The organism is Nocardia sp. NPDC004123 (genome assembly GCF_053603795.1).
On sequence record NZ_JBSGGG010000002.1, the window covers coordinates 151254 to 174850 of the forward strand.

The following is a 23597-nucleotide window of genomic DNA, read 5'->3' on the forward strand; positions in this document are numbered from 1 at the left end:
GCGGCAACCCAGCGCGCGGGCTCGAGAAGAGAGCAAGACCGCAAGTGATCAGTGGCAGGTCCGAATGCCCTATCGGACAAGGGCCCGCCGCGATCCGAAGCTCGGAGACGTCCGCTACCCGTAGGGCGCGTCCGGAGTCCGTTCGAGATGGTCGTCTCCACCCGGACCATCCGCTCGAAGGGAGGTGAACATGCGAACATCCCTCGGCATCTCCGCCGGGAGCGAGGTGGTGTGCTCGGCGACGGTCGCCACCGCGCCCAACGGCGCCCAGAACTTCGACTACCGCGTCGTGACAGCCGATACCGCCCACTCCGACGTCGGTGATCTGGTGGCCTCCTCGATCGAATTGATGACCACCCAGATCCCGCGCGACAGCGTGCATCCGGTCGGCGCCCATTCGATCGCCCGCGGCAACGGCCACCGCGAGCCCGACTCGGCCCCGCCCAGTGACATCGCGGTCGCCTACCGGGACCGGGAGCAGGCCCAGATCATCCGCTCGGCGATCGGCCGGCAGCGGCACGGCGTGCAGCTCATCCCGGAAAGCACCGCGGCCCTGGCCTATCTGCGGCACACCGGCCTGCTGGACCGCTGGAACACGGTGGCAATCATCGACATCGGGGCCACCGGGACCACGGTCACCGTGGCCGACCACGCCGACGACACCGTGCTGCGCACCGAGCGCACCACCGCCATCAGCGGCAACGCCATCGACGAGCTGATCCTGCAGCATCTGCTGGACTGCCACCTGTCCCGCCGCGGCATCCGCCCCAACCGGGGCATCCTGCTCAACCGCAGCCGCGCCGCCAAGGAGCACCTGTCGGTGGTCCCGGCGGTCACCATCGACCATGTGGCCGGGCAGCCGCTCAAACTGACCCGGGTGGACTTCGAGGAGATCGTCGCCGACCTGCTGCGCGAGCTGGCGGTGTTCTCCCGTACCGTGTTCGCGCGCGCGCCGAAGTTCCCGGAGGCGGTCGCCGTGATCGGCGGCGGCGCCAATGTGCCGATCATGGTGGTGGGGCTGGAGCGCGAGCTCGACGTGCCGGTCGTCACCGTGCCGGAGCCGGAGGCCGCGATCGCGAAAGGCGCGGCGCTGGTGGCGGATTCGACCACGCCGAGCAGCACCTTCCCGGTGATCGGCCTGGGCTCGGACGCGCCGATCGGCACCTTCACCAAGCTCGCGGGCACGCTGGCGGGCGCGATCGTGGTGGTCGGACTGATCGTCGGGTACGGGGTCAAGGAATTCGTGGTGCCCGAGCCGCAGAACACCCACTACTCGCCGTCCACGACCGGCCCGCAGCAGCCGGTCCCGCAGACCACGCCGACGGGTCCTGCGGGCGGCTCCACCAGCACCACGACCACCCAGCGCCGCACCACGGCCGCGGCTCCGACGCCCCTGACCGGTTCGGCCGGCGGCGCGCCCGCCGCGCCCAGTAGCACCGCCCAGCCGCCGCTGCGCCCGGATCCCGACCTACCCCAGATCCCGTTCCCCGCGGATCTCCCCCGCCTGCTCGGGCCGCTGCTCGGCACCTCGCTGCCGTCGGCCGAGTCGGACCGCCTCCCCGAGACTTCAGCGGCCGGCTGAGAGCCGTCCACGGTCACGTACCCGGGCCGGCGGATGGGTGCCGAACCGAGTTCGGACGTACCCGATGAGTTACCCCAACCGTCACGAAATCGGTTGTCGCCTCGGCATTCGCCAAACCGCCACGATCTTTTGCAGGCGGCGTTACAGGTGGCTGGTGGAGACTGGAAGACCGGGGTCGGTGGCGACGCTGAGTTCGGAAGGCTCTGCGCCGCCGGCGATCACGTGGGCGCCGAGGGTGGCGATCATGACGCCGTTGTCGGTGCACAGGCGCGGCTTGGGGACGCGCAGGGTGATACCCGCTGCGGTGCAGCGTTCTTCGGCCATCGAGCGGATGCGGGAGTTGGCGGTCGCGCCGCCGCCCAGCACCAGGGTGTCGACGCCGGTGTCCTGGACCGCGCGCACCGCCTTCATGGTGAGCACATCCGCCACGGCCTCCTGGAAGGACGCCGCGATATCCGGGATGGGCAGCTCGCGGCCTTCCCGTTGCGCCGCTTCGACATAGCGCGCGACGGCGGTCTTCAGTCCGGAGAAGGAGAAGTCGTAGCGCGGGTCGCGGGGGCCGGTCATGCCGCGCGGGAAGGCGATGGCGCTCGGATCGCCCTCGGTGGCAATGGAATCCAGCACCGGCCCGCCCGGATAGCCGAGGCCGAGCAGGCGGGCCACCTTGTCGAAGGCCTCGCCCGCGGCGTCGTCGACCGTGCTGCCCAATTCGGTGATGGGGTGGGCGAGATCGGTGACCTGCAGCAGGTGGGTGTGCCCGCCGGACACCAGCAGCGCGACCGCCGGGGGCATGGGACCGTGTTCGAGGGTGTCGACGGCCACGTGCCCGCCCAGATGGTTGAGCGCGTAGAACGGGATATCCCAGGCCGCCGCATAGGCTTTCGCCGCCGCGACGCCCACCAGCAGCGCGCCCGCGAGACCGGGGCCGATGGTGACGGCGAGGGCGTCGGGCTTGCTGATGCCGGCCGTGGCCAGCGCCCGGCGCATGGCGGGCACGATGGCCTCGAGGTGCGCGCGGGAAGCGATCTCGGGCACCACGCCGCCGAAGCGGGCGTGCTGGTCCACGCTGGAGGCGACCTCGTCGGCGAGCAGTTCGCAACTGCCGTCGGGCAGTCGGCGCACGATGCCGACTCCCGTTTCGTCGCACGAGCTTTCGATACCCATGACGATCATGACGAGACCTCGGCGTCGGTGGTGAATCCGTCCTGCGGGAAGCCGGCCATGGCGGGTCGCCGCATGGTGTACGCGTCGGCCCCGCTGGGCTGGTAGTAGTTCTTGCGCAATCCGATGATGTGGAAGCCGTGCTTCTCGTAGAGCGTGATGGCAGGCGCGTTGTCGGTGCGGACCTCGAGGAACACCGGCCCGCCGCGGCGCCCGGCCTCCAGCAGCAGCGCCTCCAGCAGCCGGGTGCCGATGCCGCGCCGGTGCTCGGCGGGATCGACGCCGATGGTGTGGACCTCGGCCTCGGGATGTTCGGCGGTGCCGAGCAGTGCGATGCCGGCGTAGCCGATCATGCGGCCGTCGGTGTCGCGCGCGGTGATGTAGCGGTTGTGCGGTCCGGCCAGCTCCGACAGGAACGAAACCTCGTGCCAGGGATCGTCCTCCGGGAACAGCACCTGCTCGAGTTCGGCACAGCGGGTGACGTCGGCAGGCCGCATCGGTTCGATGCGGATGGTCATCGGCCCACCTGCGCGTAACTCTTCTCGACGGCATCGGGGCGGCGCAGGTACAGCGGCACCAGCGGCGCGGGCACGACGCCGGCCAGGATCTCGGCGGCGGCGCAGCGCACCAGGCCCGCAGGGGACGGCGTCTCGACCGGCAGCACCGGCAGATCGAAATAGTCGACGTGCGAAGCGGATCCGGCGATCACGATGGCGGCGGCCTGATCCAGATCGGCGGGCTTGCTCACCTCGGGTCCCTCGGACCGCGTCAGGATGCGGCCCCCGGCCGCGGTGCGGTAGCGCGCCCAGTACACCTCGCGGCGGCGGGCGTCGGTGACGACCAGCAGCTCGATCGGGTCGGCGCTCTCACGCAGATAGCTCTCGGTGTCGGCGGCGATGGCGTCCAGGCTGCACACCCCGTACACCGGCACGCTCAGTGCGTCACCGAAGGCGGCCGCGGTGGCCATGCCCACGCGCAGTCCGGTGAACGGCCCGGGCCCGACACCGGCCACGACAGCGGCGATATCGGCACGGGAGCGGCCGGATTCGGCGAGGCAGGCCAGGATCTGCGGGGTCAGCACCTCGTTGTGCGCGCGAGCGTCCACGGTCACCTTGGCGGTGATCGTGGTGATCTGCGGTGCGTTCGACCCGGGTTGCGCCGGTTCCAGTTCCACCAGTCCCGCTGTGACGGCGGGGGTCGCGGTGTCGACAGCCAATATCAGCATGATTGTCTTTACGATACCGGGTGGTACAGCCCACTCGGCGTGGTGTCTGCCTGCGGGAACTTACCGGCGGATCCGGGACTTTTCCGGTCCGGTTTCAATTAGCGGCGACCCACTCCCATTCGGCGGTGCGCACATCGGACTCGGGTTCGCGGCGCAGCTGCACGCGCAGATGGCGATCGGACAGGTGTTCGGCCACACCCAGCCCCCATTCGACCACCACCACGGCGTGGTCGAGATCGGTGTCCAGGTCGAGGGCGTCGAGTTCGTCGAGGTCGCCGCCGAGCCGGTAGGCGTCCACGTGCACGAGGGCCACCGCGCCCGGGTGGGTTCCGGCGCGGTGCTGGCGGGCGATGATGAAAGTCGGTGAGCTGACCCGTCCTTCGACACCCAGCCCGGCGGCGATGCCGCGAGTGAGCGCGGTCTTGCCCGCGCCCAGCGGGCCGTCGAGGATCACCAGATCCCCGGCATGCAGTTGTTCGGCGAGCTCGCGGCCCAGCGCCTCGGTGTCCTCGACGGTGGCGAGCATGCGGTGATCGGTCACCGGTCACCGCCGACGTGGGTACGGACCACGCGGCCGCGGGGGTAGCAGACGATCTCGTAGTTGATGGTGCCCAGCGTGTCGGCCCACTCCTGGGCGTGCGGGTGACCGGGCTCACCACCGAACAGCACCGCGGTGTCACCCGCCCGGACCCCGGCTTCGTTCTCGCCCAGGTCCAGCACGATCTGATCCATGCAGACCCGGCCGATCTGCGGGTAGCGGACGCCGCCCAGCGCCACCGAGAATCGGCCGCCCAGCGGGCGCGGCACGCCGTCGGCGTAGCCGGCCGGAACGAGGGCGACCGTGGTGTCGCGGTCGGCGGTCCACTCGTGGCCGTAGGACACGCCCTCCCCCGCCGCGACCCGCTTCACCCGGAGCACCCGGGCGCGGAAGGTCATGGCCGGACGCAGCCCGAAATCGGACAGCTCCGGGATCGGTGACAGGCCGTACACGGCGATGCCGGGGCGCACCATGTCGAAGGCGAGGTCCGGACGGGTCAGTGCGGCAGCGGAATTCGCCAGGTGCACCAGTTCCGGCTGCAGGCCGTGCTCCTTGGCGGTGGCGATGAACTCCAGGAACCGTTCGCGCTGCAGGTCATTGACCGGATGCTGCGGTTCGTCGGCGAGCGCGAGGTGGGAGAAGATGGCGCGGAAGCGCACCGTCTCCTCGGCCACCAGCCGCCCGAGCAGGTCGAGCACCTCGGGGAATTCGGCGGCGGGGATGCCGTTGCGATTGAGCCCGGTGTCCACCTTGAGACTCACGGTGGCGGTCCGGCCGAGCTGCCGCGCCGCCTGCGCCACGCCCTCGAGCTGCGTGAGTGCGGAGACGCCGATTTCGATATCGGCCGCGATGGCGCTCGCGTAGTCGGTGTCGGAGGTGTTGAGCCAGCACAGGATCGGTGCGGTGATCCCCGCGGCCCGCAGCTCCACCGCCTCCCCGACCGTGGTGGTGCCGAGTTCCCGCGCGCCCGCCGCCAGGGCCGCCCGCGCCACCTCCGCCGCACCGTGGTTGTACCCGTCGGCCTTGACCACGACCATGACCGCGGCGTCGCCGGCGTGCTCGGCCAGGATTCGCACATTGTGGGCGATGGCATCCAGGTCGACGACGATCTCCACCTGTGGGTCTGGCTTCTTCACGCCCTCGATACTGCCATCTTGTCTCCCCGAGCCTTCAGCGGACGGCTGAGAGCCGTCGACCGTCACGCACCCGTGCCGGCGGTTGGTTGCCACACCGATTTTGGGCGTACCCGGTGAGTTACCCGGCCCTCACGAAATCAGTCGTCACCTTCGCAGCGGCAATCGCCGCCAGTGCGGCGGACAACGCGCTCTCGCTTGCCGGGAGCAGCGGCAGCCGGACGGCCGGGGTGGGGATGCGGCCCTGGGCGGCCAGAACCGCCTTCACGACAACGGGATTGGGTTCGGTGAACAGGGCGGCGGCCAGCGGAGCCAGGCGGTTGCCCAGTTCGCGGCCGGATTCCAGTTCGCCCCGGCGCCAGGCGGCGATCAGGTCGGCGTAGGCGGCGGGGGCGACATTGGCGCAGGCGAGAATCGCACCCGACGCGCCCAGGGCCAGCAGCGGAGCGGCATACAGATCGTCGCCCGCGAGCACCGAAGTGTGGCCGGGCACCCGGGACATGAAGGAGATCGTGGTGTCGTCGATGCCGCCCGCGGTGTATTTGAAGCCCGCGACATTCGGCAGTTCGGCCAGGCGGAGCAGGGTGTCGGCGCTGAGGGTCAGGGCCGTGCGGTACGGGATGTGGTAGATCAGCAGCGGCACGGGGCTGGCGGCGGCGAGGGTCCGGAAATGTTCCACCACACCGGCTTCCGACGGACGCAAGTAGTAGGGGACGACCGCGAGGGCGGCGGTGGCGCGCGGGTCGAGGGCGGCGAGGGCGCGCGCTGAGTCGAGGGTCGTGTTGGAGCCCGCACCGACGATGAGGGCGGCGGCGCGCTCGCGGCAGACGTTCGCGCAGATATCGATGACCCGGGCCTGCTCGGCCGCGGTCAGGGTGGCGGGTTCGCCGGTGGTGCCGAGCGCGACCAGGCCCGCCGCGCCCGCGTCGAGGACCTCGTGGGCGAGCGCTTCCAGGGCGTCGGCGGCCAGGTCGCCGTCGGCGGTGAAGGGCGTGACCAGGGGCACATACAGGCCGGTGAATGTCATGTGACCAGCGTGATCGATGCCGGGCTTCAGGTCTATTTCACGTTTCTTCGCCCGAGCATAAGATCAGCTGATGCTGGATGTCCGCCGTCTGCGCCTGCTGCGCGAGCTCGCGCACCGCAAGACCATCGCCGCGGTCGCCGAGGCCCTGACCTACACGCCGTCGGCGGTGTCCCAGCAGCTCACCGCGCTGGAGCGGGAGGCCGGGGTGCCGCTGCTGGAACGCACCGGGCGCAGCGTCACCCTCACGCCGGCCGCGCTGCGGCTGGTCGAGCACACCGAGACCATCCTGTCCGTGCTGGAAGAGGCCACCGCCGAACTCGCCTCCGCCCGGCACGAACTCACGGGCACCCTGCGCATCGGCGCGTTCCCGACCGCCGTGCACGCCATCCTGTCCCCCGCGCTGGTGTCGCTGAGCCGCGACCATCCGCGGCTGGAACTGCTTGTCACCGAACTGGATCCGGCGGCCGCCCCCGCTGCCCTGCGGGCCGAGACCCTCGATATCGCGCTGCTGCAGGAGTACGACTACGTTCCCCTCGCACCCGAACCCGGCCTCGACACCGAGCCGTTGTTCGAGGAAACCATCCACCTGGCCGCCCGCGAGCCCGGACCGCTTGCCGCACAGTCCGATTCGCCGTGGATCGCGGGCACGCCCGGCACCCTCTGCCACGAGATGACGGTCCGCGCCTGTCTCGCCGCGGGATTCACCCCGCGCATCCGCCACCACGCCGACGACTTCGGCACCGTGCTGGCGCTCGTCGCCGCGGGCCAGGGCGTAGCACTCGTCCCAGACCTGGGCGTCCGCTCGACACCCCCGGGCGTCACCCTCACCGCGCTACCGGCCCGCCGCCGCACCCACCTCGCCTACCGCCGCGGCACCGGCGCCCATCCGATCGTCACGGCCGCGCGGACCGCCCTGCGTGCCGCCGCTACCGGTACGGCCGCGTGAAGTCGTCGGGATGGAACAGCGCGTAGCCGACCGGGGATCACCGGTGCCGGAGGATCAGGCGGCGAGCTCCCGGAGGGTGCCGATGGCCTCGCGGACATGGGAGAGCAACGGGGAGGCGGAGATCGGGGCTCCCGCCGACGTGGTGGCGTGCGCGGCGAGGTTCGCGGCCAGGGAGTGGGCGCGGGCCGCGGCCGCGGCGGCCCAGGACGGGTGGAGGCCGCGAGCCAGGAGGGCGCCGACGATGCCGGACAGGACGTCACCGGAACCGGCGGTGGCGGCCCACGAGCCGCCCGCCTCATTGACGAAGACCGGGACGCCGGGGCCCCCGATCAGGGTGGCGCGACCCTTCAAAAGCACTGTCACCTGCCAGGATTCGGCGAGTTTGCGCACGGCGGCGACACGGTCGGCGCCGGGTTCGGCACCGGTCAGGCGGGCGAATTCGCCGGCGTGCGGCGTGAGGACGGTCGGGGCGGCGCGGCCGGTGACCAGACCGGGTTCGGCGGCGAGCAGGGTGAGGCCGTCGGCGTCCACCACCACGGGCAGGTCGGTGGCCAGGACCTCGGCCAGCCGGTCGCGGGCGGCGGCATCGGTGCCCGCGCCCGGGCCGAAGACCCAGGACTGGACCCGGCCGGTCGCGGAAATGGTCTCCGCGGCAATCACTTCCGGGAAATGGGCGAGGACCTGTTGCGCGCCGGTGCCCGCGTAGCGCACCATGCCCGAGGTGGCGGCGACCGCGCCACCCGTGCACAGCACGGCGGCGCCGGGATAGGTGCCGCTGCCCGCGCAGACGCCGGTGACGCCCTGGGTGTACTTGTCGTCCGAGGGGCCCGGGACCGGCCAGCCCGCGCCGACCGCCCGTGGTTCCAGCGCGATGAGATTCGCCTCGGGCAGTCGTAATCCGATGGGCACCAGCTCGATTCGGCCGCAGTGCGGTGCGGCGAGCGCGTGCACCGGCTTGCGGGCGCCGAAGGTGACGGTGACGTCCGCGCGGACGGCCGGACCGGCCACGGCTCCGGTATCGGGATCGACGCCGGAGGGGAGGTCGGCGGCGATGATCGGACAGCGCACGCCCGCAACCAGTTCGGCCGCCACCGGGCGCAGCGGGCCACGACCGGAGATGCCGACGATGCCGTCCACCACCAGATCCGGCGCGCCCAGCAGCCGACCGACCCGGTCGGGCACGGAGGTGCCGGTGTCGACGTGTTGCCGCAGCCCGAGCCGGGGCGGATCCGTTTCCCGCAGTTCCTCGGCGGTGGCGGAGACGGCGAGAATCCGCCCGCCCGCCCGGCGCAAGGCCGCCAGGCCCGCCGCGTGGGCGCGCTCCGGTACCAGCAGGACCGCCCGCACCGCGACCCCGCGCCGCCGCAGGAACGAGCCCGCCCACAGCGCGTCGCCGCCATTGTCGCCCGACCCGACCAGCAGGGTCACCGCGCGACCGGCGACGCCACCGGTGCGTTCGCGCAGCTCCCGCGCCACCACGTCGGCGAGGCCGAAGGCGGCCCGCCGCATGGGCATTCCCTCGGGCACCCTGGTGAACAGCTCGGCCTCCGCGGCCCGGACCTCGTCGGCCGTGTAGTACCCGCGCACCGCCGGTGCGGTCATGATCGCCTCCCGGATGTGATTGCCTGCGCTTGAGGAGACTACGCCTGGGGAGCCGCGGCGCAGGTCAGCGCGGTGCCCGCGAATGGCGCGCTATCGCCGGGTACTAACCTGGCTGGCATGTCGATCCGTCGCCAGTCGTCTTCGCGTGTCCTGCTTCTCGTCGCGGTCGTGGCCGGAGCGCTGGTGGCCGGGGGCTGCTCGTCGGAAAGCTCGAAGACCGCGGCCACCTCGACCACGGCCGCTCCGGCCGCCTCCGCGACGGCCACCAGCACCGGTCCGGCGGTTGCCGCCGCGGTGACCGTCGAGGTGAAGGACATGAAGTTCTCCCCGGCCGACATCACCGTCAAGGCCGGGGACACCGTGACCTGGAAGTTCGACGACCGCGCCCCGCACGCCGTGCAGGGCATCGGCGATGTCGCGCTGGGCATCAACAGCCCGATCATCCACAAGGGCGAGTGGAGCCACACCTTCACCACGCCCGGCACCTACCGCTACCTGTGCCCGCTGCACCCGGATATGAAGGGCACGGTCACCGTCCAGTAGCCGCGCGGCTACTCGACCGTGACGGACTTGGCCAGGTTGCGCGGCTTGTCGACGTCGTAGCCGCGGGCCTGCGCCACCTCGGCGGCGAAGATCTGCAGCGGAACCGTGGACAGCAGCGGCTGGTACAGCGTTGGGGCCGAAGGGATTTCGATCAGGTGGTCGGCGAACGGGCGCACCGTGTCGTCGCCCTCCTCGGCGATGACGATGGTGCGCGCGCCGCGCGCCTGGATCTCCCGGATATTGCTGAGCAGCTTGGAGTGCAGCACCGCGCGGCCCTTCGGGGAGGGCATGACCACGAAGACCGGTAGCCCGTCCTCGATGAGCGCGATCGGGCCGTGCTTCAGCTCGCCCGCCGCGAAACCCTCGGCATGCATGTAGGCCAGTTCCTTGAGCTTCAGCGCGCCCTCCAGGGCGACCGGGTAGCCGACATGGCGGCCCAGGAACAGCACGGTCGGGACGTGCGCGAACTGGCGGGCGATCTCCCGCACCCGGTCGGCCGACTCCAGCACCTGGGCAACGAGTTTCGGCATGGACTCCAGTTCGGCGAACTCTCGCGCCACCTCGTCCGGATACTTGGTGCCCCGCGCCTGCGCCAACGCCAGGCCGACCAGATAGTTGGCGGTGATCTGGGCCAGGAACGCCTTGGTCGAGGCCACGCCGATCTCCGGACCGGTGCGGGTATAGAGCACCGCATCGGACTCGCGCGGGATCTGCGCGCCATTGGTATTGCAGATGGCCAGGACTCGCGCCTTCTGCTCCTTGGCGTGACGCACGGCTTCCAGCGTGTCGGCGGTCTCGCCGGACTGCGAGATGGCGACCACCAGGGTGGAGCGGTCCAGAACCGGGTCGCGGTAACGGAATTCGCTGGCCAGCTCGACCTCCACGGGCAGCCGGGTCCAGTGCTCGATGGCGTACTTGGCCAGCAGGCCCGCGTGATACGAACTGCCGCAGGCGACCACGAAGACCTTGTCGAACTCGCGCAGCTCCTGATCGGCCAGCCGCTGCTCGTCCAGAATGATCCGGCCGCCCGCGTAGTGGCCGATCAGGGTGTCGGCGACGCCGGCGGGCTGCTCCTGGATCTCCTTGAGCATGAAGTAGTCGTGGCCGCCCTTCTCGGCGGCGGCCAGATCCCAGTCGATGGTGAACGGACGGAACCGGACACCGTCGGTCGCGCCGGTGAAGTCGGTGACCCGGTAGCCGTCGGCGGTGATGACCACGGCCTGGTCCTGGCCGAGTTCGACTGCCTCCCGGGTGTGTTCGATGAAGGCGGTCACGTCCGACGCGATGAACATCTCGCCCTGGCCGACACCCACCACCAGCGGGGTCGAGCGCCGGGCGGCCACAATGGTGCCCGGGTGGTCGGCGTGCGAGAAGACCAGGGTGAACGCGCCCTCCAGGCGGCGCACCACCGCGAGCGCGGAGGCGACGAAATCACCGGCGGTGTCCCCGGCCGCGTAGGCGCGGGCCACCAGGTGCACCGCCACCTCGGTGTCGGTGTCGCTGCCCAGCTCGACGCCCGCCGCCTCCAGCTCACGGCGCAGCGGGGCGAAGTTCTCGATGATGCCGTTGTGCACCACCGCGACCCGGCCCGTGCCATCGCGATGCGGGTGGGCATTGCGATCGGTCGGCGCGCCGTGCGTGGCCCAGCGGGTGTGCCCCATGCCGGTCGATCCGGCGAATCGGTCCCGGCCGGTCTCGGCGAGCTCCGCCTCCAGATTGGCCAGGCGCCCGGCCTTGCGCTCCACGGCGAGGCCGCCCGCGCCGTTCAGGATCGCCACTCCGGCGGAGTCGTAACCTCGATATTCCATGCGGCGCAACGCATCGACCACCACGCCGAGCGCATCCCGGTACCCCACATACCCCACGATTCCGCACATGGCCCCCTAGCCTAGCTGTATCCAATTTGCCCTCCGCTTCGCTCCGGGCGGGTTCGCGGCCCTGAAGGTCTCGTTCTTCCCTCCTCCGCTCCTCCGCTTCGCTCCCCCGCTCCAAGGCGGAGGTCTATCAAGCCGCAGTCCAGAACGAGACGGGCCGCGAACCTTGTGCGCTTGAAGCATCTCGGGCCATTACCGACTAAGTTCATCTCCGTGTCGGCGTCTGTGAAATCGCTCCTGAGCACTCTGACCCTGCGTGGCCCGCACGAGGTGCTGCGCGGGAATCTCGGCATCGCCGGGCTGCCCGGCGTGGTGTACACGCCCGGGAAGGGACTCAACCTGCCCGCGGTGGCGTTCGGGCACGGGTGGCTGACCGGGGTCGGCAACTATCGCCGGCTGCTGGAGCACCTGGCCTCCTGGGGGTATGTCGCCGCGGCGCCCGACACCGAGCGCGGACCCATCCCCTCGCACCTGAACCTCGCGACGGATCTGCTGACCACCCTCGACATCTGCGCCGGGGTGCGGCTGGGCGCGGGCAATGTCAGCGTGGATCCGAAGCGGCTGACCCTGGCCGGGCACGGCATGGGCGCGGGCGCGGCCGTCATCGCCGCCTCCCAGCGCGACGTCGCCGCCGTCGCGGCCCTGTACCCGTCCCCCACCGCGCCCTCCGCCGAGGCCCTTGCCCCCAAGATCGACGCCCCAGCCCTGATCCTGGCCGGCGCCACCGATATCGACTCGGTCAGCTCCGACGCCATCCCGCTGGCCGCAGCCTGGGGCGAGGGCGCGATCCTGCGCTCGCTCGACAAGGCCGGCCACAACGGCATGATCGAGGGCCGCCGCGCCCTGGCCGCCCTCGGCGCCGGCAAACACGAACCCAAAACCGAACGCCTCACCCGAGCCCTCCTGGTCGGCTACCTCAACTACACCGTCCTCGGCGACAAGAAGTACAAGCCCTTCGCCGACCCCGAAGCCGCCCTCCCCCACACCCAGCTCGTGGACCCCAACGCCATCGAGGAAGAGCCCGAGCAGCCCCAGAAACTCCCCGTCCTCCAACTCATCCAGGCCCTCCGCAAGTAACCCGGGGCGGCCAAGGAACGCTCGCCTCGAGCGATTCTGCGGGCGGCACAGCCGGTTTCCGCACTGCGGAGCTCGACGCCTCCCTCGGCACTCTCCGCCAGTCCGTCCGGACTCCCCAGCGCGGGAACCGGATTCACGAGCGCGCCGAGCGACCGGGTCCCCGGCTACGGCAGCGCAGGGTGCCGGGACCGGTGCGCGCGGAGTCCGGACAGCACCCGCAGGACGACGATTACGGCGCGAGAGGTTCCGTGGTCTCGGGTATTTCGAGACCACCCTCCGGGATCTCCAGCGGCGGGTGCGGCTCCGCTGACCAGGGCGGGGCGTCGGCGAGTGGCGCGTCGGATCCGGGTTGATCCGGAGCTGTTGGCGGCGTGAGGTTTTCGGGCGGGTGCGCGGGGACGGGCGGGGTCGGCGGCGCGCAACCGCCCGCAGTCTGGTCCGGAGTGTGATCGGGGGTGGGCGGCTGGGTGCAGCCCGGCGGGGCACCGTCCTCGGCGGCGGGTGGGGGCGGACCCTCTGGCGGCGCAGACTGATTCGGGGTGGGGTCGGGGCAGGGATTCGGTGGAGCGGTCGGCGGGTCGGGAACTGTGCAGACGCGGGGTACGCAGTCGGGACCGGGCGTTGCGCCGCCATCTGTACTGGGTGGCGTGTCCGCCGGGGTGGGTGGGGCCGGGTCCGGGTGGGCATCACTGGCGGGTGCGGTGGGGGTGTGGGCCGCGTCGTCGGCGGTGAGGACGGGGGTGCCGTTCTGATCGAAAGACAGTGTGTAGGTGTTGGTTTGGCCGGATTCATCGGTCACGGCGAGGGTCAGGTCGCCTGCGGGGGTGCGTTCGAGCACGAAATGCTTTCCGGACAGGTCGAATTCGAGTCGGCCGGACGGGAAAGCTGGCTTATCCGAGTGATCCGGTTCGGGCTCGGGATCGGTGGCGGCCTCGGGTTCACCGGGCGATGGCGAGGTTTGGCCCGTGAGCGAGCCGAGCTTCTCGATGGCGGCGGAAATGCCCTGCTGGAGTCCCTTTTCGAGTTGGGTGAGAGTGTCTTTCAGAGTCCGGCCGAACTGGTTGGATCGCTGCTGGGCCAGGTCCGGGGCTGCTGCGGTTCCAGTGTCCGCCGAGCCCGCGGAGCCATCGGGCTCCGCACCGCTGAGGTCCGCAGCGCCGGCCGGTTGCGTCTCGGCGGCCGGTGTGGTGGAACCCGCTCGGCCAGGCAGGGATTCCGGCGGGACGGTAGACGGCTGGGCTCGATCCGGCGACTGCGGCTGAGCCGGGTCGGGTGCCGTTGCCCCACCCGATGACGGCGGGTATCCAGGCGGGACGACCGGCTGTGACGGCTGGGGGTGCGATGTTGGCGGCGTTGTCGCTGGGTACGACTGCGGTGCTGGACAGGGCTGGGTCGTAGGAAAATTCGGGGCGGGGTTCTCCTCGGGCCGGGGCAGCAGGGCTTGGGCCGGCTGCGGGTAGGGATGGTCGATGACCTGGGCCAGGGCTGTGACGATGGTGCGGTAGTGGGATTCGAAGGTCTCGTTGGTGGCGGCGCAGGCGGCGGTGAAGGCCGCGAGTTTGTGATCGACGTCGGCGCGGAACGTTCCGGTGAGCCAGGGGTCGGCGGTGTCGAGGGCTTCGATGTCCTCCGGGGTTCTGCCGTCGATGGTGAGGCGGCCCTCGCCGTCCGGAGCGGGTTCGAGCAGCGCGAGGGCGTGTTCGGCCTTGGTGAGGACCGAGTCACGGAGGGGGTCCAGGGCGGCGACGATGGCGGTGGCGGCGGTGCGGATGGTGTCGAGATCGTCGCGCGCCTGGCGCAGTTGGGAATTCACGATGGTGAGCGCCTCGGTGCCGGTGGTGCCGGTCCAGACGGTGGGCAAGGATTGCGCGATCGCCCGGTGCGACGACCAGCGCGACTCGGCATCCGTGAGCGCTCTGTCCAATTCGATTCGGGCGGTGTCGAATTCGATGAGATCCGCGCCTCGCTGCTCGTCATAGCGGGCACAGAGGTCGGCGAGTCCGAGCCCCTCCGGCGCGCCGAATGCCTTGGTGTACAGGGGCAGAAAGTTTTCCCAGTACTGGAGGCCGGGCGCACCGTAATCGAGAATCTGGTCGACGCTCTTGCCGGTCGGGTCGAAGCTCATCGGCCCACCCGCGTGAGTGCGGTGGCGTATTCACGGTCCAGGCGCGCGTATTCGGTGGCGGCGCGGTCGAATACCTCGGCGGTGGCGGCGGCTGCCGCGCCCCAGTAGCGCAGGCAGGCGGCCGCGCGCTCGAAGCCCTGGTGCACGGCAATGCCCTGCGCGGAATAGTTCCGCCCGGCTTCGTCCCTGCCGACGCCGAAGGCGTGTTCGCCGACGGTGCGGGCATGCTGCCCCAGGGCCGCCGCATTGTCGCGCAAGGTAGTGGCCCCGTCGCGCAGGGCCGCAATACGCACGCCGAAATCGCCGGATTCACTCATTGCTCCCCCTCGAATCCCGATGCCGTGAAACCCCCGCCGCCCCGGCTATGTGCCGCCGAGGTGTCCTACGTCCATGCGTACCCACTCGGTGGTGCCGTCCGGATTGTGGTGGAACTCCCAGGCCGAGAAATCTCCGCCGCTGTCCACCACGGTCACATGATCGGCGTAGCCGTCATGATCCAGATCCGTCCACACCTGCATGGCGTGATCGGTGCTGGTGGTGACGGTGTCGAGCAGGCCGTCAGCGTCGAGATCCTGCGTGGGGTGCGATAACTCGACCGCGCCGAGCCCGCCGAGTTCCGTGTGCGCGTCGAGATCCGGCAGCTCCAGTCCGGGCAGATCACCCGATGTGACCATGGTGTGCACTCCTCCGCTGTGACGTGGCTCTCATCCTGTCACTTTGCCGAGGCACCCGCATCACCCTCGATCACGAATGTGGACAACTCGCAGCCTGTGCACAACTCACTGCTTCGGGATCACGATCCACAGCGCGATGTAGATGAGGAACTGCGGCCCGGGCAGCAGGCAGGACGCCACGAACAGGGCGCGAACGAGGTTGGCGTTCCAGCCGAAGTACCGCGCGAGGCCGCCGCACACGCCGCCGATCCATTTGTCGGTGGCGGAGCGGGTCAGTCGCTTGGGGGCCGGAGTCGGAAACTGTGTCGTCATGTCTCCCACAGTGCCCAGTTCGATCTCGGCGCACATCGGTCGCGCGCCCCGATACGACCCTGAACTTTCCGAGGGCCGGAGTCAGGGTGCCACCCCGAACACGGCAGAATCGCCCTGGTGAGCACCACTCTGCATGCGCGCGGCCTGGCCGCCGGACACGGTGAGCGGATTCTGTTCTCCGACCTGGACCTGATCCTCGCCCCGGGCGACGTGATCGGGCTGGTCGGCGTGAACGGCGCCGGGAAGTCCACCCTGCTGCGCCTGCTCGCCGACGGTCGCGCCCACGAGGGCGAGATCGTGCTGAGCCCGCCCGACGCCACCGTCGGCTACCTGGCCCAGGAACCCGAGCGCCTGGCCGGCGAGACCGTGCTCGAATTCCTGCGCCGCCGTACCGGGGTAGCCGCCGCCCAGCAGCTCATGGACGCCGCCGCCGAACGCCTCGCCGACGGCGGCGACGACGAGTACTCCCCCGCCCTGGAGCGCTGGCTCGCCCTGGGCGGCGCGGACCTCGAGCAGCGCGCCGAGGAGGTGGCCGCCGATCTCGGCCTGGCCGAGAGCCTCCCGCACGGCCTCGACACCCCCATGACCGTGCTCTCCGGCGGTCAGGCCGCGCGCGCCGGCCTGGCCTCGGTCCTGTTGTCGCGCTTCGACATTCTGCTGCTCGACGAGCCGACCAATGATCTGGATCTCGACGGCCTGGCCCGGCTCGAGCAGTTCGTGACCGGCGTCCGCGAGCCCCTCATGGTGATCAGCCACGACCGGGAGTTCCTGGCGCGCACCGTGAATCGCATCGTGGAACTGGATCTGGCGCAGCAGCAGGTCGGCGTCTACGACGGCAGTTACGAGTCCTACCTGGAGGAGCGGGCGATCGCGCGCCGGCACGCGCGCGAGGCCTACGACGAGTACGCCGACACCAGGTCCGGTCTGGAAGCGCGCGCCAATATGCAGCGCAACTGGATGGAACACGGCGTCCGCAATGCCCGCCGCAAGTCGAAGGTGGACTCCGACAAGATGGGTCGCAAGGCCCGCGCGGAATCCACCGAGAAGCAGGCCGCCAAGGTCAAGCAGACCCTCAAACGCATCGAACGCCTGGACACGGTGGAGGAACCGCGCAAGGAGTGGGAGCTGCGCATGTCCATCGCCGCCGCCCCGCGCAGCGGCTCGGTGGTGGCAACCGTGTCGGGCGCCACCGTGCGCCGCGGCGACTTCACCCTCGGACCGGTGACGGTGCAGGTGGATTGGGGCGACCGCATCGTGCTGACGGGCGCCAACGGTTCCGGCAAGTCCACGCTGCTGTCCCTGCTGCTCGGAAAGACGAAGCCGGACAGCGGATCCGCTGCCCTCGGCTCGGGCGTCGCGATCGGCGAGGTCGATCAGGCGCGCGGCCTGTTCCGCGGAACCGCCACCCTGGCCGACACTTTCAGCGCCCAGGTGCCCGACTGGAACGAGTCCGACGTCCGCACCCTGCTCGCCAAGTTCGGCCTGCGTGGTCCACATGTGCTGCGCCCCAACGACACTCTCTCCCCCGGCGAGCGCACCCGCGCCGCGCTGGCCCTGCTCCAGGCCCGCGGCGTGAACCTGCTCGTCCTGGACGAGCCCACCAACCATCTGGACCTGCCCGCCATCGAGCAGCTGGAGCAGGCCGTCGAATCCTTCGAGGGCACAGTCCTCCTGGTCACCCACGACCGTCGCATGCTCGACAATGTCCGGGCCACCCGCCGCTGGCACATGGACGGCGGGCAGCTCACCGAAACGCACTGACCCGGTGCTCCCGGCATGCGATTCGGCATGCCGGGGCGACAGGGGCTACTCAGACGGCGGCGACCAGCTTGGCGAGGTTGTCGGCCAGGTCATGCGCCTGGGTAGAGTCGGTCGCCTCCACCATGACGCGGACCAGCTGTTCGGTTCCACTGGGGCGCAACAGGATTCGGCCGGTATCGCCCAGCAGGCGCTCGGCTTCGGCAACGGCTTCCAGCACCGACGGCGCGGCCGCGACCGCCGCCTTGTCGGTGACCGGGACGTTCACCAGCACCTGCGGGACGGTCTGCACGATGCTCGCCAATTCCGCCAGGCCCCGGCCGGTTTCGGCCATGCGGGCCATCAGCTTCAGGCCGGTCAGGACGCCGTCGCCGGTGGTGCCGAAGCGGGGGAAGACCACGTGGCCGGACTGCTCGCCGCCCAGCGTGTAGCCGCCCGCGCGCAGGTCCTCGAGGACGTAGCGGTCGCCGACGGCGGTGGTGCGCATGATGATTCCGGCCTCGCGCATGGCGATGTGCAGGCCGAGATTGCTCATGACGGTGGCGACCAGGGTGTTCTGCACGAGGTCACCGGAGTCCCGCATGGCCAGGGCGAGGATGGCCATGATGGCGTCGCCGTCGACGACCGCGCCGGTCGCGTCGACGGCCAGGCAGCGGTCGGCGTCGCCGTCGTGCGCGAGGCCGAGGTCCGCGCCGTGCTCACGGACGGCGCGCTGGACCTGCTCCAGATGCGTGGAGCCACAGCCGTCATTGATGTTCAGGCCGTCGGGTTCGGCATTGATGGCGATGACCGTGGCGCCCGCCTCGCGATAGGCGGTCGGCCCGACCTCGGAGGCCGCGCCGTTCGCGCAGTCCACCACGACGGTGAGCCCGCGCAGATCGCGGCCGGTGGCCTGGACCAGGTGCTCGACGTAGCGCTCGTGGGTGCCTTCCAGGCTGAAGCGGTCGTGCACGTCGTAGACGTGCCCACCGAGTCCGGGACGGCCGAGCACCCGTCCGATCGCGGCCCCGGTGGGGCGGATGAAGGCGCCCTCGGCGATGAGCGCCTCGATGCGGTCCTCGATGGCGTCGTCCAGCTTGTGGCCACCCGCGGCGAAGATCTTGATGCCGTTGTCCGGCATGGGGTTGTGCGAGGCGGAGATCATGACGCCCAGGCAGGCGTCGTACAGGCCGGTCAGGTAGGCGACGGCGGGTGTCGGCAGCACGCCGACCGACAGCACGTCCACACCGGCGGCGGTGAGGCCCGCGGTGACGGCGGCCTCCAGCATCTCGCCGCTGGCGCGCGGGTCCCGGCCGACGACGGCCAGCGCGCGCTTCTTCCCCCGACTCAGAACCTGGGCGGCGGCGGCCGAAACCTGCAGCGCCAGTTCCGGACTCAAAGACTCATTGGCGAGCCCGCGCACACCATCGGTGCCGAACAAACGTCCCATTACCTCAACACCCCTGCTGGTTCGGTCGATACAGCACGAGAGCAGGCTTCCGGCCCTCTCCCGGACTCTCGCACTCCGCCGTGTTCCGCAGCGGAGTGGGTCCGGGAAATAAGGGGCAACAGCTGTGAAAACTGTTGCGGGGAGCCTGCTCTCGTACAGGTTGCCGGGTAGACCGTACCGTGCCCGGCCCCCGGAAGGACCGGGCACGGTAGAGCCCGACGGCGCAATATCAGCGCTTCGAGTACTGAGGCGCCTTGCGGGCCTTCTTGAGGCCGTACTTCTTGCGCTCGGTGGCACGCGGGTCACGGGTCAGGAAGCCGGCACGCTTGAGGGCGGGACGGTCATCCGGGGTGACCTCGATGAGGGCACGCGCGATGGCGAGGCGCAGGGCGCCGGCCTGACCGGACGGGCCGCCGCCGACCAGGCGGGCGTGCACGTCGAAGGTCTCGGTGCGCTCGACGGTGACCAGCGGGGACTTCACCAGCTGCTGGTGCACCTTGTTCGGGAAGTAATCCTCGATGGTGCGGCCGTTCAGCACGAAGTTGCCGGAACCCGGCACCAGGCGCACGCGGACCACGGCCTCCTTGCGGCGGCCGACGGTCTGCACCGGGCGGTCGATGACGACCGGGGCGGTGAAGGTCTCGGCCTCGGTGTACTCGGCCTCGGCCTCGTAACCGTCGCCCTCCTCGACGACCTCCACGGCGGTGTCCTCGACGACGAAGTCGTCGTTGAATTCCTCAGGAGCGGTCACTGGGCCACCTGCTTGATCTCGAAGGGGATGGGCTGCTGGGCGGCGTGCGGGTGGTTCGGGCCCGCGTAGACCTTCAGCTTGCGAATGATCTGGTTGCCCAGCTTGTTCTTCGGGATCATGCCCTTGACGGCACGCTCGACCAGACGGTCGGGGCGGGTGTCCAAGATCTGGCCCACGGTACGACCCTTCAGACCACCGGGGTGGCCGGAGTGGGTGTAGAGGACCTTGTCCTCGCGCTTGTTGCCGGAGACGGCGACCTTGTCCGCGTTGATGATGATGACGAAGTCGCCACCATCCACGTTCGGGGCGTAGGTCGGCTTGGTCTTGCCGCGCAGCAGGTTGGCAGCCTGCACGGAAAGACGGCCGAGCACTACGTCAGTGGCGTCGATGACGTACCACTTGCGGGTCACGTCACCGCCCTTGGGGCTGTACGTAGGCACAGTGCATCCCTGTCTGTCGTAGGTTTTGCCAGCCAAGCGTGAGGTCGAGCTGATCCCGGCGGCCGGTGGAGACCCGGGGCTCGTACGACAACCGGTTACCCGGCCGTACCGCACGCCAACGAGCCACCTTACCAGCGAGGGTGGCCGTCTCCCGAATCGGTCCCGGCGGGCAGGGAACGCCCGATCGAAGAGTGATCCATCTCACAGCGTAAGCGGAATGGGTTCCTCCGGTACGGGCATTGTAAGGAGAACGGGAACCATCGCGACGGTTGGTCCAGCCGTCCTGCCAATGGAGGCCGCCATGGCGATCAGCACCCAGCCGACCTATTCGCGCGCAGCAGCGACGCCGCACCCGCATGCGGCCGCCATGCGCCGGATCCTGCTGACCGTGGTGACCGGCAGTCTGGTCTTCCTGATCCCCTGGATCGCGTACCTCTCGGTCAGCCTGCCCTCCGAACGGCAGGTGAGCCAGTGGGACATCGCGTGGGTGGGCTTCGATTTCGCGCTGGTCGGCGCGATCGGCATGACCGCCTGGCACGCCTGGCGGCGCCGGCAGGTTTTCATTCCATGGGCGATGATCACCGGGACGCTGCTGATCTGCGATGCCTGGTTCGACATCGTGCTCGACTGGAACAGCCCGGATCTGTGGTTCGCCCTGCTCTCCGCCGGTATCGGCGAACTGCCGCTGGCCGCGCTGCTGTTCTACGCGGCCCGGCGGCTGCTGCGACTCACCATCGAACGCGCCTGGGCGCTGACCGGTCACACCGGACCCGCGCCCCGGGTCTCCCGGGTCGAGCTGCTGACCGCCACCAACTGGCTGCGGTTCGACGATCTCGCAGCGGACGGATCAGATGTGCAGGGGCGGGCCCGGATCAGCGCCGCGCGCGGGTCCGGGAATGGTGTAGCGCAGCGTGTCGATGCCGAAGCGTAGACAGTCCTGATCCCTGGGATCACCGACGGTGGCGATGCCCGCGTGCGGGAGGCCGGACACGAACGGGGTCACGGCGCAGGATTCGTTGACCGGGCTCACGGTCCCGCCACCGACCCGAATCACGGTGTCGGCGGGCGTGGTTGACGCGACCGGGTCGGACCGCTGGTCAGAGTGCGCACCCAGCAGCGACAGCGCCGCCGCGCCGACGATGATCGGAGCGCCGAAGGGCTTGCGCATCTTGTTCCACAGCTTGCCCTTGCGCTGCTTGCGGTCGCCCTCGGGGCCGGATTCCGAATCCGGCTGCCCAGCCGCATCTTCCGGCGTTTGCGGATTCGCCCCAGGCGCCCCCGTCGACATCGACCCACCGTACATCCCGCCGGACTGGCCAGGAGCGTTTCCACCGGATCCAGCAAAACTCCCGCGACCCGAACCGGACGAATCTCCCTCGGGCACATAGGGACCGACCGGGTAGCCACCGGTGTTGTACCCACCCTGCTGCCCATAGCCGCCCGAACCGTATCCGCCCTGACCGTACTGCCCGGCGGCACCCTGCTGCGGGGCGTACTGGCCACCCGCACTCGGCTGCGCGCCGCCCGGACCGTAGCCGCCCTGGGCGGCCGCATCGGAGCCCGGGGCATTCGCCGAACCGTAGCCCGCACCGGCCGGGTAGCCGGAAGACCCGGCGCCCGGTCCGGATTGACCGGAACCGTAGGAACCACCGGGTCCGTACTGGCCGGCGGGCTGGCCGTAGCCCGGCTGCCCGGCCGCCTGGCCGTAGCCGCCGGCCGGCCCGTAACCGCCACCGCCGGAGCCGTACGGTCCGGCGGGCGCACCGCCCGAACCCTGTTGCACGCCTCCGGCACCCGAGCCGGCCCCGGCGCCGCCCTGGCCCATGACCGTGGTCAGCTGATCATCGGCCGGCGACCCGGGCGGCCGCATGAACCGGCCACCCACGCCCTCCAGCCCGGGCGGCAGCGTGCCGCGGCCGCCGGCCACCGGCTGCGGCCCGGTGCTCGGATTCTCGGTGCCACGGGGAACCCCTTGGCCCGCATCGCCACTCGGCGACTGGCCCGCTGCCTGCGCGGTGAGCCGCGCGACCTCCTCGGCCGTCATTCGCTGGGTCAGGCCGCCGGGTCCGGTCGGCGTGCCCGCGCCACCGCTCTGAGATGCAGCCTCCTGCGCGGTGATTCGCGTGGTGAGTCCCGCTGCCGCGGGATCGGCGACGGCCTGTGGACCGGTCCCGGCTGCCTGCTTCGCCTGGGCGGCGGCGGTCATTGCCGCGGCCTCCTCGGCAGTGAGGCGGACGGTCGCACCCGCCGGGTCGGCACCCGAATGATCCGGCGCGGCGGTGGGATCGACCGTAGGCTGCGGGCCGGTGCCGCGCGCGGAATCCGGTCGCTGCGCGCCGGATTCGGGTGCGGGCGGCGAATCCATGTGCCGGGGAATCAATTCCGGCTGATGGGCCAGCGGCTCGGGCTGACGCCGCAGTGGCTGCCCGGCGGCCAGGCCGCCGGTGACATGACGCGGACCCTGCTCGATCGGGCGCGCATCGGCGCCCGCCGGCTCCGGCGCGGGGGCAGCGGGCCGGTCGTAGGCCGGGTCGCCCTCGCTGTCGGCGACCAGCAGATGGGTCGCGCCCAGGACCAGGGCGTGCATCGGGTGGTCGGCGACCTGGAAGCGGTGGCCGAGATGGTTCTGAAAGGCCAGGCGCAGTGCGTCGTTGAAGCACACATTGCCGGTGAGCAGCACCGTCGAGGTGTCGGCATTGATGGCGCGGGCCGCGGCCATCACCTCGATGACCACATTGTCGGCGGCGTGGGCCTCGTGCAGCGCCTCGGCGGTGATGGCGACGCTGACCGACTCGGTGGGCTGATCGTCATTGCCGTGGACGGCGACGACCAGGCATTCGCGGCCGTCGGAGTAGACGCCGACCGCGCCGACCGCCGGACCGCGACCGGGCGCGCGCACCAGACCGAGCGCGCGGACATAGCCGGAGAGCGCGACCGATTCCGGCAGCGGCTCGGCGGGCACGCCGAGTTGCTCTACCAGGCGCACGAATTCGTCGACCTTGGGGTCGGGCCATTCGTCGGGGAAGGGCAGCGCGAGCACATCCGGCGCACCGCCCAGGTGCTCGACGATGGACGCGAGCGGATTGTGCATGCGGGCCCGGAAGACCAGCTCGGCCGGCCAGGTCGCCCCGGCCACCACGATCTGCGGGTGCCCGATGATGTCGCGCACATCGGAGATGGCGATGCCGACGTCGGGACGCCGGTCCACGCCGGCGGTGTGCAGCCGGCCGGACGAATCCGCCAGCAGGTATGCGGGCGGTGTGTATGAGCTTTCGACCTGGACCGGGCGAATGGGCGAACCGCCGCCACCGGCGGCCACCGACACCACGTCCCAGCCGAGATGCACTGCCCCAACTCGAGCCGTCACAGTCATCAGTCTGCCTGCTCGCTTCGCAGCGCG

At 70.7% G+C, this 23597-nt stretch carries 22 protein-coding genes; 6 read left to right on the forward strand and 16 right to left on the reverse strand.

Features of this window, described 5'->3' with window-relative positions; all coding sequences use genetic code 11:
• Positions 1-190: 190 nt before the first annotated feature.
• Entirely contained in the window at positions 191-1582 is a 1392-nt protein-coding gene (locus ACWEQQ_RS03165) for an Hsp70 family protein (protein ID WP_452346946.1), read from the forward strand.
• A 141-nt stretch (positions 1583-1723) separates the two neighbouring features.
• Here ACWEQQ_RS03165 and tsaD read toward each other — a convergent pair whose 3' ends face one another.
• From tsaD to dapA, 6 genes are all read right to left on the reverse strand, one after another.
• Positions 1724-2755: a tRNA (adenosine(37)-N6)-threonylcarbamoyltransferase complex transferase subunit TsaD gene (gene tsaD / locus ACWEQQ_RS03170; RefSeq protein WP_354830324.1), complete on the reverse strand. Its 1032-nt coding sequence runs from the start codon at positions 2753-2755 to the stop codon at positions 1724-1726.
• Positions 2752-3261: a ribosomal protein S18-alanine N-acetyltransferase gene (rimI, locus tag ACWEQQ_RS03175; protein WP_452338417.1), complete on the reverse strand. Its 510-nt coding sequence runs from the start codon at positions 3259-3261 to the stop codon at positions 2752-2754. The genes tsaD and rimI overlap by 4 nt, the downstream gene beginning before the upstream one ends.
• Positions 3258-3968, reverse strand: a complete 711-nt coding sequence (gene tsaB, locus ACWEQQ_RS03180) for a tRNA (adenosine(37)-N6)-threonylcarbamoyltransferase complex dimerization subunit type 1 TsaB (RefSeq protein ID WP_452346947.1) — start codon at positions 3966-3968, stop codon at positions 3258-3260. Before tsaB ends, rimI begins: the two co-directional genes overlap by 4 nt.
• A 94-nt stretch (positions 3969-4062) precedes the next feature.
• On the reverse strand, positions 4063-4494 hold the full coding sequence (tsaE, locus tag ACWEQQ_RS03185) for a tRNA (adenosine(37)-N6)-threonylcarbamoyltransferase complex ATPase subunit type 1 TsaE (RefSeq protein ID WP_354831590.1): 432 nt from the start codon (positions 4492-4494) through the stop codon (positions 4063-4065).
• 11 nt (positions 4495-4505) lie between these two features.
• Complete coding sequence (alr, locus tag ACWEQQ_RS03190; protein ID WP_452347085.1) at positions 4506-5651, reverse strand: alanine racemase; 1146 nt, start codon at positions 5649-5651, stop codon at positions 4506-4508.
• 109 nt (positions 5652-5760) lie between these two features.
• Positions 5761-6666, reverse strand: coding sequence for a 4-hydroxy-tetrahydrodipicolinate synthase (gene dapA, locus ACWEQQ_RS03195; protein ID WP_452346948.1), 906 nt, complete (start codon positions 6664-6666; stop codon positions 5761-5763).
• 70 nt (positions 6667-6736) lie between these two features.
• Here dapA and ACWEQQ_RS03200 point away from each other — a divergent pair, with 70 nt between their 5' ends.
• Positions 6737-7612 carry a LysR family transcriptional regulator gene (locus ACWEQQ_RS03200; RefSeq protein ID WP_452346949.1) on the forward strand — a complete coding sequence of 292 codons (876 nt, stop codon included), beginning with the start codon at positions 6737-6739 and terminating at the stop codon, positions 7610-7612.
• Positions 7613-7666: 54 nt separating this feature from the next.
• Here ACWEQQ_RS03200 and ACWEQQ_RS03205 read toward each other — a convergent pair whose 3' ends face one another.
• The gene (locus tag ACWEQQ_RS03205; protein WP_452346950.1) at positions 7667-9214 is read right to left on the reverse strand and encodes an NAD(P)H-hydrate dehydratase; all 1548 of its coding nucleotides are present in this window, start codon (positions 9212-9214) and stop codon (positions 7667-7669) included.
• A gap of 117 nt (positions 9215-9331) precedes the next feature.
• Here ACWEQQ_RS03205 and ACWEQQ_RS03210 point away from each other — a divergent pair, with 117 nt between their 5' ends.
• Positions 9332-9757, forward strand: a complete 426-nt coding sequence (locus ACWEQQ_RS03210; RefSeq protein ID WP_452338411.1) for a cupredoxin domain-containing protein — start codon at positions 9332-9334, stop codon at positions 9755-9757.
• A gap of 8 nt (positions 9758-9765) precedes the next feature.
• Here the strand turns inward: ACWEQQ_RS03210 and glmS are convergent, their stop codons facing one another.
• On the reverse strand, positions 9766-11634 hold the full coding sequence (glmS, locus tag ACWEQQ_RS03215; RefSeq protein WP_379394694.1) for a glutamine--fructose-6-phosphate transaminase (isomerizing): 1869 nt from the start codon (positions 11632-11634) through the stop codon (positions 9766-9768).
• 210 nt (positions 11635-11844) lie between these two features.
• Here glmS and ACWEQQ_RS03220 point away from each other — a divergent pair, with 210 nt between their 5' ends.
• Positions 11845-12708 carry a dienelactone hydrolase family protein gene (locus tag ACWEQQ_RS03220; RefSeq protein ID WP_364605397.1) on the forward strand — a complete coding sequence of 288 codons (864 nt, stop codon included), beginning with the start codon at positions 11845-11847 and terminating at the stop codon, positions 12706-12708.
• A gap of 229 nt (positions 12709-12937) precedes the next feature.
• On the opposite strand, the gene ACWEQQ_RS03225 is transcribed toward ACWEQQ_RS03220, so the two are convergent.
• The 4 genes from ACWEQQ_RS03225 to ACWEQQ_RS03240 all read right to left on the reverse strand — a co-directional run bounded on the left by ACWEQQ_RS03225 (position 12938) and on the right by ACWEQQ_RS03240 (position 15819).
• The gene (locus ACWEQQ_RS03225; protein WP_452346951.1) at positions 12938-14833 is read right to left on the reverse strand and encodes a hypothetical protein; all 1896 of its coding nucleotides are present in this window, start codon (positions 14831-14833) and stop codon (positions 12938-12940) included.
• Entirely contained in the window at positions 14830-15150 is a 321-nt protein-coding gene (locus ACWEQQ_RS03230) for a hypothetical protein (protein WP_452338408.1), read from the reverse strand. The genes ACWEQQ_RS03225 and ACWEQQ_RS03230 overlap by 4 nt, the downstream gene beginning before the upstream one ends.
• Positions 15151-15195: 45 nt before the next feature.
• Entirely contained in the window at positions 15196-15507 is a 312-nt protein-coding gene (locus ACWEQQ_RS03235) for a DUF6802 family protein (RefSeq protein ID WP_452346952.1), read from the reverse strand.
• Positions 15508-15612: 105 nt separating this feature from the next.
• On the reverse strand, positions 15613-15819 hold the full coding sequence (locus ACWEQQ_RS03240; RefSeq protein WP_452338407.1) for a PspC domain-containing protein: 207 nt from the start codon (positions 15817-15819) through the stop codon (positions 15613-15615).
• Between the two features lie 117 nt (positions 15820-15936).
• Between ACWEQQ_RS03240 and ACWEQQ_RS03245 the strand changes: the two genes are divergently transcribed.
• Positions 15937-17580, forward strand: coding sequence for an ABC-F family ATP-binding cassette domain-containing protein (locus tag ACWEQQ_RS03245; RefSeq protein WP_452346953.1), 1644 nt, complete (start codon positions 15937-15939; stop codon positions 17578-17580).
• A gap of 49 nt (positions 17581-17629) precedes the next feature.
• Here ACWEQQ_RS03245 and glmM read toward each other — a convergent pair whose 3' ends face one another.
• From glmM to rplM, 3 genes are all read right to left on the reverse strand, one after another.
• The gene (glmM, locus tag ACWEQQ_RS03250; protein ID WP_452346954.1) at positions 17630-19006 is read right to left on the reverse strand and encodes a phosphoglucosamine mutase; all 1377 of its coding nucleotides are present in this window, start codon (positions 19004-19006) and stop codon (positions 17630-17632) included.
• A gap of 229 nt (positions 19007-19235) precedes the next feature.
• On the reverse strand, positions 19236-19757 hold the full coding sequence (gene rpsI / locus ACWEQQ_RS03255; protein ID WP_452346955.1) for a 30S ribosomal protein S9: 522 nt from the start codon (positions 19755-19757) through the stop codon (positions 19236-19238).
• Positions 19754-20197, reverse strand: a complete 444-nt coding sequence (gene rplM / locus ACWEQQ_RS03260) for a 50S ribosomal protein L13 (protein ID WP_326309446.1) — start codon at positions 20195-20197, stop codon at positions 19754-19756. Before rplM ends, rpsI begins: the two co-directional genes overlap by 4 nt.
• A gap of 301 nt (positions 20198-20498) precedes the next feature.
• Here rplM and ACWEQQ_RS03265 point away from each other — a divergent pair, with 301 nt between their 5' ends.
• Positions 20499-21128 carry a hypothetical protein gene (locus ACWEQQ_RS03265; protein ID WP_452346956.1) on the forward strand — a complete coding sequence of 210 codons (630 nt, stop codon included), beginning with the start codon at positions 20499-20501 and terminating at the stop codon, positions 21126-21128.
• On the opposite strand, the gene ACWEQQ_RS03270 is transcribed toward ACWEQQ_RS03265, so the two are convergent.
• Positions 21045-23564 carry a hypothetical protein gene (locus ACWEQQ_RS03270; RefSeq protein ID WP_452346957.1) on the reverse strand — a complete coding sequence of 840 codons (2520 nt, stop codon included), beginning with the start codon at positions 23562-23564 and terminating at the stop codon, positions 21045-21047. The two genes, ACWEQQ_RS03265 and ACWEQQ_RS03270, sit on opposite strands and share 84 nt — an antisense overlap.
• Positions 23565-23597: the final 33 nt, after the last annotated feature.

What these genes read in the sequence shown, in the direction of transcription:
- ACWEQQ_RS03165 (WP_452346946.1), top strand. Translation starts at nt 191, where the DNA reads ATGCGAACATCCCTCGGCATCTCCGCCGGGAGCGAGGTGGTGTGCTCG.
- tsaD (WP_354830324.1), bottom strand. Translation starts at nt 2,755, where the DNA reads ATGATCGTCATGGGTATCGAAAGCTCGTGCGACGAAACGGGAGTCGGC.
- rimI (WP_452338417.1), bottom strand. Translation starts at nt 3,261, where the DNA reads ATGACCATCCGCATCGAACCGATGCGGCCTGCCGACGTCACCCGCTGT.
- tsaB (WP_452346947.1), bottom strand. Translation starts at nt 3,968, where the DNA reads ATGCTGATATTGGCTGTCGACACCGCGACCCCCGCCGTCACAGCGGGA.
- tsaE (WP_354831590.1), bottom strand. Translation starts at nt 4,494, where the DNA reads ATGCTCGCCACCGTCGAGGACACCGAGGCGCTGGGCCGCGAGCTCGCC.
- dapA (WP_452346948.1), bottom strand. Translation starts at nt 6,666, where the DNA reads ATGACATTCACCGGCCTGTATGTGCCCCTGGTCACGCCCTTCACCGCC.
- ACWEQQ_RS03200 (WP_452346949.1), top strand. Translation starts at nt 6,737, where the DNA reads ATGCTGGATGTCCGCCGTCTGCGCCTGCTGCGCGAGCTCGCGCACCGC.
- ACWEQQ_RS03205 (WP_452346950.1), bottom strand. Translation starts at nt 9,214, where the DNA reads ATGACCGCACCGGCGGTGCGCGGGTACTACACGGCCGACGAGGTCCGG.
- ACWEQQ_RS03210 (WP_452338411.1), top strand. Translation starts at nt 9,332, where the DNA reads ATGTCGATCCGTCGCCAGTCGTCTTCGCGTGTCCTGCTTCTCGTCGCG.
- glmS (WP_379394694.1), bottom strand. Translation starts at nt 11,634, where the DNA reads ATGTGCGGAATCGTGGGGTATGTGGGGTACCGGGATGCGCTCGGCGTG.
- ACWEQQ_RS03225 (WP_452346951.1), bottom strand. Translation starts at nt 14,833, where the DNA reads ATGAGCTTCGACCCGACCGGCAAGAGCGTCGACCAGATTCTCGATTAC.
- ACWEQQ_RS03230 (WP_452338408.1), bottom strand. Translation starts at nt 15,150, where the DNA reads ATGAGTGAATCCGGCGATTTCGGCGTGCGTATTGCGGCCCTGCGCGAC.
- ACWEQQ_RS03235 (WP_452346952.1), bottom strand. Translation starts at nt 15,507, where the DNA reads ATGGTCACATCGGGTGATCTGCCCGGACTGGAGCTGCCGGATCTCGAC.
- ACWEQQ_RS03240 (WP_452338407.1), bottom strand. Translation starts at nt 15,819, where the DNA reads ATGACGACACAGTTTCCGACTCCGGCCCCCAAGCGACTGACCCGCTCC.
- glmM (WP_452346954.1), bottom strand. Translation starts at nt 19,006, where the DNA reads ATGGGACGTTTGTTCGGCACCGATGGTGTGCGCGGGCTCGCCAATGAG.
- ACWEQQ_RS03265 (WP_452346956.1), top strand. Translation starts at nt 20,499, where the DNA reads ATGGCGATCAGCACCCAGCCGACCTATTCGCGCGCAGCAGCGACGCCG.